Origin of the sequence: Streptomyces sp. HSW2009, from assembly GCF_040240285.1 — a bacterium.
Lineage (GTDB): Bacteria > Actinomycetota > Actinomycetes > Streptomycetales > Streptomycetaceae > Streptomyces.
The window spans coordinates 1-6381 of record NZ_JBEHZD010000470.1 but is presented as its reverse complement, the minus strand read 5'-3'; the positions used below and the strand labels follow the sequence as shown (position 1 = coordinate 6381).

Genomic DNA, 6381 nt, shown 5'->3' with positions numbered 1-6381 from the left:
GGGGGGGGGGGGGGGGGGGCCCCCCGGGGGGGCGGGGGCGGGCCCCCGGCCGGGGGGGGGGGGCGCCCCCCGCCCGCCCCGCCCCCCCCGCGGGGGGCGGCCCGGCGGGCCGACGTGGCCGCCCACACCTGCGTCGCGGCGCCCTGTTCGGGTGTCTTCTTGTTCGGGTCGGTCGGCCGGCCCTCGGCGTCGATCCAGCCGGCGGCCCGCTGCTCCGCCACCGGTATGTGCCGGGCCAACTCCGTGAGGATGACGCCGGGGTGGACCGCGAACGCCCGCACGCCCGACTCCCGCCCGCGCCGGTCCAACTCCACCGCGAACAGCACGTTGGCGGTCTTCGCCTGCCCGTACGCGAGCCACTTGTCGTACTCCGCGTCGTCGCCGAAGTGCACGTCTTGCCAACGCATGCCGGAGAGTTGGTGACCCCTGGAGGAGACCGACACCACCCGGGCCCCGCCATCGGCGATCGCCGGCCACAGCCGGTTCACCAGCGCGTAGTGCCCCAGGTGGTTGGTGGCGAACTGGGTCTCCCAGCCGGGGCCGACCCGGGTCAGCGGGCAAGCCATGATGCCGGCGTTGTTGATGACCAGGTCGATGGTGCGGCCGGTGGTCAGGAAGCGGTCGGCGAAGTCGCGTACGCCGGCCAGGTCGGCCAGGTCGAGCGCGTCGATCTCGACCCCTTCGATGCCCTCGGGCGCCGCGCGCGCCACCTCGGGCCGCCGGGCCGGCACCACCACCCGCGCGCCCGCCCCGACCAGCGCCCGCGTCGTGGCCAGCCCCAACCCCGCGTACCCGCCGGTGACGACCGCGAGCTTGCCCGTCAGGTCGACGCCCGCCACCACCTGCTGCGCCGTACTGCTCGCCCCGAAGCCCGATCCGATCGCCTGCTGCTGTGTTGTCGTCATGCCAGCGAGGCTACGTATCAGAGTGCGCTCTAAGGCAAGCCCGCAAGGCGGCCCCTTCCGTCCCAAACTCCCTTGTGCGACAAGTGAGTTGTCGGCTGCGCGGCTTCGTCCGGGTGTGATGTCGTACGAGAGGTTGCCGGCGGGACGCAGTGCGGGGCGGGCGGCGTTCGGGCTCGGTGTCGTACGCCTGAGACGCCGTACGAGCGGGGCCTCAGCGGCGGCCGGCCCCGCGGGTGGGTGTCGGCGCGGGCGCCGTGCAGGGGGTGGCCGTCCGGGCGGGTGGCGGCGTGGTGGGCCCGGGTGGGGCCGGCGGCGCGGGCAGGGTGCCCCGGCCTGCGCCCGCCGCGCGGTGCAGGGCCGTGGCGATGGCGGCGAACGAGCGGACCAGCGGGCCCGGGTCGGTGCCCTGCCAGGCGACGACGAGGTGGCTCGGGGCCGTGTCGGCCAGCGGGACCACGGTCAGGCCCGCCGGGAGCGGCTGCCCGAGCGGGGCGATCCCGACCGTGCCGCTCCACAGGACGGATTGCAGACACTCGTGCACCGTACGGATGACGGGTTCCCGCTGGTCGGCGGCCGGGTCGCGGCCACCGGTCCAGAACGCCTGCCAGAGCGGGTCGGTGCCGGTCGGGAAGCGGAACCAGCGCCGGTCAGCGAGGTCGGCGAGGCGGAGCAGGGTGCGTCCGGCGAGCGGGTCGTCGATGCGCAGCACCACCCCCACCCGGTCCGAGCGCAGCACCCGGGTGCTGATCCCGGTCTCGTCGAACGGGCCCCTGGTCAGCGCCACGTCCACCCGGCCGGCCCGCAGCCCCAGGGTGGGATCGGTCAGCGTGCCCTCCTCGATCACCACTTGGACGCCGGGGTGCCGGGCCCGGAAGGCGGCAGCCGCGGGGGCCCCGATCTGCGCGGCGCTGTCGGCGAGCGTGCCCACGGTCAGGGTGGCGGGGCCCGAGACCGCGGCGACCCGGGCCCGCGCCCGGTCGGCCCTGGCCAGCAGGGCACGCGCCTCCTCCCGCAACAATGCGCCGGCGGGTGTGAGCGAGACGCCAGCGGGCGAGCGCTCCAGGAGCGCACAACCGAGGTCGGCCTCCAACTGCTTGATGGCCCGGCTCAGCGGCGGCTGGGTCATCCGCAGGCGCACGGCAGCACGGCCGAAGTGCAGTTCTTCAGCGACGGCCAGGAAATAACGCAGCGTACGGAGCTCCATCAGCAGCGACGATACCCGTACGGCATCGTGGCTGCGCGAACGGTGTTGGACGGCCCGGCGGCGCAGGGAGTGAACTGGCTCTGTTCGATCCGCCGCCGCGGGAGCCCACTGGGCGGGCGGGGTGGATCGCGATCCCCCGCCACCTCTCCGGACCTGGAGTCCCCATGACCGATCACGTGCTCTCCGAACCCCTCGTCCACGTCGCGGGGGCCACCGAAGTCGCCCGTGACGTGCTCGTCATCCCCGACCAGCGGGTGCAGCTCGTGCCCAACATCGGGCTGATCGGCGGTGAGCACTCCGTGCTGGTGGTCGACACCGGTCTCGGCCCGCGCAATGCGCAACAGGTGTTGGACTTCGCGCGCGACTACGCGGCGGGGCGCACGCTGTTCCTGACGACGACGCACTTCCACCCGGAGCACGCGTACGGGGCGCAGGTCTTCGCCGGCGAGGCGACGTACGTGGTCAACCAGGCGCAAGCCACGGACCTGGCGACCAAGGGCCCCGGCTATCTGGAGATGTTCCGCGGCCTTGGCGAACCGATCGCGCGCCAGTTGGTCGATGTCGAACTGCCGCGGCCCGACGTCGTCTACGGCAAGGCCCACCGGCTCGACCTCGGCGGCCGGACGGTGCTCTTGCAGGCCGCCGGCCGGGCGCACAGCAAGGGTGACCAGTTGGTTTCGGTGCCGGACGTGGACGTGCTGTTCACCGGGGACCTGGTGGAGGCCGCACAGTTCTCGATCTTCCCGTGGTTCCCGCCGCACGACATCGACGTCTCGGGCACCCGTTGGCTCACGGTCATGCGGCGGCTCGCGGCCGAGGCGCCGCAGGTCGTGGTGCCGGGCCACGGCGAGGTGGGCGGGCCCGAACTGCTGACGGAAACGCGCGACTACCTGCAACTGCTGTGGGACGAGACGTGGATGCACCGGGCCGGGGCCGCCAGCGAACAGACCACCGTCGAGCAGATCACGGCCCTGATGGTCCAACGCCACCCACACTGGGTCGGCCGGGAGTGGATCGAAAAGGGCGTCAGGTGCCTGTGCGCGGAACACGGCTGGTGAGGGGTGCGGGGCGGGGTTGGGGTGGCGGTACGGGGCGAGGTTGGTGGGGCGGCGCGGTGAGTGAGGCGGCACGGGGCGCGACTCGCGATGCGGCGCGGGGCACGGCTGCTGAACCGGCGTGGTGGGTGGGGCGGTGCGGCCGGTGGGGCGTACGGGGCACGGCCGGTGCAGTCGGTGCAGTCGGTGCAGTCGGTGAGGCGATACGGGCGCGGCTGGCGAGGCCGCGCGGCGCACGGCTGGCGAGCTGGCCCGGCTCGTACAACGCTACGGGGCACGGGCTGACACGGAGGCACGACGGGGCGCAGGACACCGCAGCGATCCCCACCCACCTCCTCGGGCACACCACCCGCACCCGGTCCGGCAGCCCCTGCCGCCCCACCGCGGTCAGCGGGGGCATGGCCCGCAACCGGCCGCCGGATGCCCTTTGTTGCCCGGGTGTTGCGCCTCCGTGGCCATCTCGGCCACCGGCTTCCGCTCGCCGAGTCGGCGCGTCTAGCGTCCGTGGTCAACCACCCCCGTACACCGGCCGTGAGCGCCTCCGCCCGGCGCCGTACGGCTCCGGTGTGACCCACCCGTGCCCACCCGGTGCGGATCACGGCGCGCCGCCGCCCGCCACGGCACCGGCGACCGTGCCGCTCGACCGTGCCCACCGAACACAACGCTGCGAGGCCAGACATGAGCCAGTCCGTCGACTCCGCCACCCCGGAACACGCCCCCGCCGACGCCGCCCCGGGCGGTGCGGAGAGCGGTTGGTCCTTCGAGACCCGGCAGATCCACGCCGGTGCCGCGCCCGACCCGACGACCGGTGCCCGTGCGGTGCCGATCTACCAGACGACCTCGTACGCCTTCCGGGACACCACGCACGCGGCCAACCTTTTCGCCCTCGCCGAGCCCGGGAACATCTACACCCGCATCCAGAACCCCACCACCGGCGTGCTCGAAGAGCGGCTCGCGGCGCTGGAGGGTGGCGTCGCCGCGGTGGCGCTGGCCTCCGGGCAGGCGGCGGAGACCCTGGCGATCCTCACCCTGGCCGGCTCCGGCGACCACATCGTCTCGGCGACCTCGCTCTACGGCGGCACGTACAACCTCTTCCGACACACCCTGCCGCGGCTCGGCATCGAGGTCACGTTCGTGGACGAGCCGGAGGACCTGGACGCCTGGCGGGCGGCGATCCGGCCGAACACCAAGGCGCTGTTCGCGGAGTCGCTCGGCAACCCGCGCGGCAACGTCCTGGACGTACGGGGCGTGGCGGACGTGGCGCACGCGGCGGGCGTGCCGCTGATCGTGGACAACACGCTGCCCACGCCGTACCTGCTGCGCCCCATCGAGCACGGGGCCGACATCGTGGTGCACTCGGCGACGAAGTTCCTCGGCGGGCACGGCACCACGATCGGCGGGGTGGTCGTCGACGCCGGCACCTTCGACTTCGGCGCGCACGCCGAGCGCTTCCCCGACTTCAGCGAGCCCGACCCCAGCTACCACGGCCTGCGCTACTGGCCGGACCTCGGCGCCGGCGCGTTCGCCGTCAAGCTGCGCATCCAACTCCTGCGCGACATCGGCCCCGCGCTCGCCCCGCACTCGGCGTTCCTGCTGCTCCAGGGCATCGAGACGCTGAGCCTGCGCATCGAGCGGCACACCACCAACGCGCTGGAGCTGGCCCGCTGGCTGGAACAGCGCGAGGAGGTTTCGGTGGTGCACTACCCGGGCCTGGAGTCCAACCGGTGGTACGAGAGCGCGCAGCGCTACCTGCCGCGCGGCGCCGGCGCGGTGCTCACCTTCGAGCTGCGGGACGGCATCGAGGCGGGCAAGCGGTTCGTGGACGGGGTGCGGCTCTTCAGTCACCTCGCCAACATCGGCGACGTACGCAGCCTGATCATCCACCCCGCATCCACCACCCACAGCCAGCTCGACGCCGAACAGCTCGCGGCCACCGGCACCACGCCCGGCCTGGTGCGGCTCTCGGTCGGCCTGGAACACCCGGACGACCTGAAGGCGGACCTGGAGGCCGGCTTCCGGGCGGCGAAGGCCGCGGCGGCCCCGGCCAGACCGGAGGCCGACCCGGCGCAGAACGGAGCCGACCCGGCACCGGCCGAGGCCGACCCGGTCGCCGAGGGCGCGTCCTGACCATGCGCGTGTCGACGGCAGCGCCCCTCCCGCCGGCCACTGGCGGGTGGCGGGAGGGGCAGCCGGTGGGACGGCGCCGCTGGGTGACGCTGGAGCGCCCGTTGCCGCTTGAGGCCGGCGGGGCGCTGCCCGGCGTGCGGCTCGCGTACGAGACGTGGGGGCGGCCGGCGCCGGACGGCAGCAATGCGGTGCTGGTGCTGCACGCGCTGACCGGCGACAGCCACGGCGCGGGCCCGGCCGGCCCCGGGCACCCGACCCCCGGTTGGTGGGACCCGCTGATCGGCCCGGGCCGGCCGCTGGACACCGACCGGTGGTACGTGGTCGCGCCGAACGTGCTCGGTGGCTGCCAGGGCAGTACGGGGCCCGCCTCGCCCGGCCCCGACGGGCACCCGCTCGGGCCCGCGTTCCCGTACCTGACGCAGCGGGACCAGGTGGCCGCCGAGGTGGCGCTCGCCGATGCGCTGGGCATCGACCGGTGGGCCGCGGTGATCGGCGGTTCGATGGGCGGCATGCGGGCGCTGGAGTGGGCGGTGTGCCACCCCGAGCGGACCGGCTCGCTGCTGGTCCTGGCCTGCCCGGCCGCCGCGTCCGCCGAACAGATCGCCTGGGGCACCATCCAGATCGCCGCGATCCGGGCCGACCCGCACTGGCACGCCGGCCGCTACCACGACGCCCCGCCGGGCGCCGGACCGCACCAGGGCCTCGGCATCGCGCGCCGCATCGCGCACGTCACGTACCGCAGCGAGCCGGAGCTCGCCGGCCGCTTCGCGCACGCCGCGCAGCCGGGCGAGGACCCGTGGCGGGAGGGCAGGTACGCGGTGCAGTCCTATCTCGACCATCACGCGGCCAAACTGGCCCGCCGCTTCGACGCGGGCAGCTATGTCGTGCTGACCGAGGCCATGAACGGGCACGACGTGGGCCGGGGCCGCGGCGGCGGGGCCCCCCCCCAGCGCCCCCGCCCCCCCCCCCCCCGGGGGGCCCGCGGGGCCCCCCCCCCCGCGCCGGGCGGGCGCCCGCCGCCTGCGCCGACGCCCGGCTCAGCACCTCCTTGGCCGGCGCCTTGCCGAGCAGCGGAGCCAGCACGGCCGCC

The 6381-nt window shown here is 74.9% G+C and carries 4 protein-coding genes and 1 pseudogene; 3 read left to right on the top strand and 2 right to left on the bottom strand.

Annotated features, from left to right (window positions below):
* Positions 1-905, bottom strand: a 905-nt coding sequence (locus AAHZ94_RS26505; RefSeq protein ID WP_349995846.1) for an oxidoreductase, incomplete at its 3' end; no start/stop codon positions are given.
* Positions 906-1116: 211 nt separating this feature from the next.
* Positions 1117-2109 carry a LysR family transcriptional regulator gene (locus AAHZ94_RS26500; protein WP_349995844.1) on the bottom strand — a complete coding sequence of 331 codons (993 nt, stop codon included), beginning with the start codon at positions 2107-2109 and terminating at the stop codon, positions 1117-1119.
* A 164-nt stretch (positions 2110-2273) separates the two neighbouring features.
* Here AAHZ94_RS26500 and AAHZ94_RS26495 point away from each other — a divergent pair, with 164 nt between their 5' ends.
* From AAHZ94_RS26495 to metX, 3 genes and pseudogenes are all read left to right on the top strand, one after another.
* Entirely contained in the window at positions 2274-3167 is an 894-nt protein-coding gene (locus tag AAHZ94_RS26495) for an MBL fold metallo-hydrolase (RefSeq protein ID WP_349995843.1), read from the top strand.
* A 675-nt stretch (positions 3168-3842) separates the two neighbouring features.
* Positions 3843-5201: pseudogene (locus AAHZ94_RS26490) on the top strand (bifunctional o-acetylhomoserine/o-acetylserine sulfhydrylase); the annotation flags it as partial.
* 92 nt (positions 5202-5293) lie between these two features.
* The coding region (gene metX, locus AAHZ94_RS26485; RefSeq protein WP_349995842.1) for a homoserine O-acetyltransferase MetX at positions 5294-6381 on the top strand (1088 nt) is incomplete at its 3' end.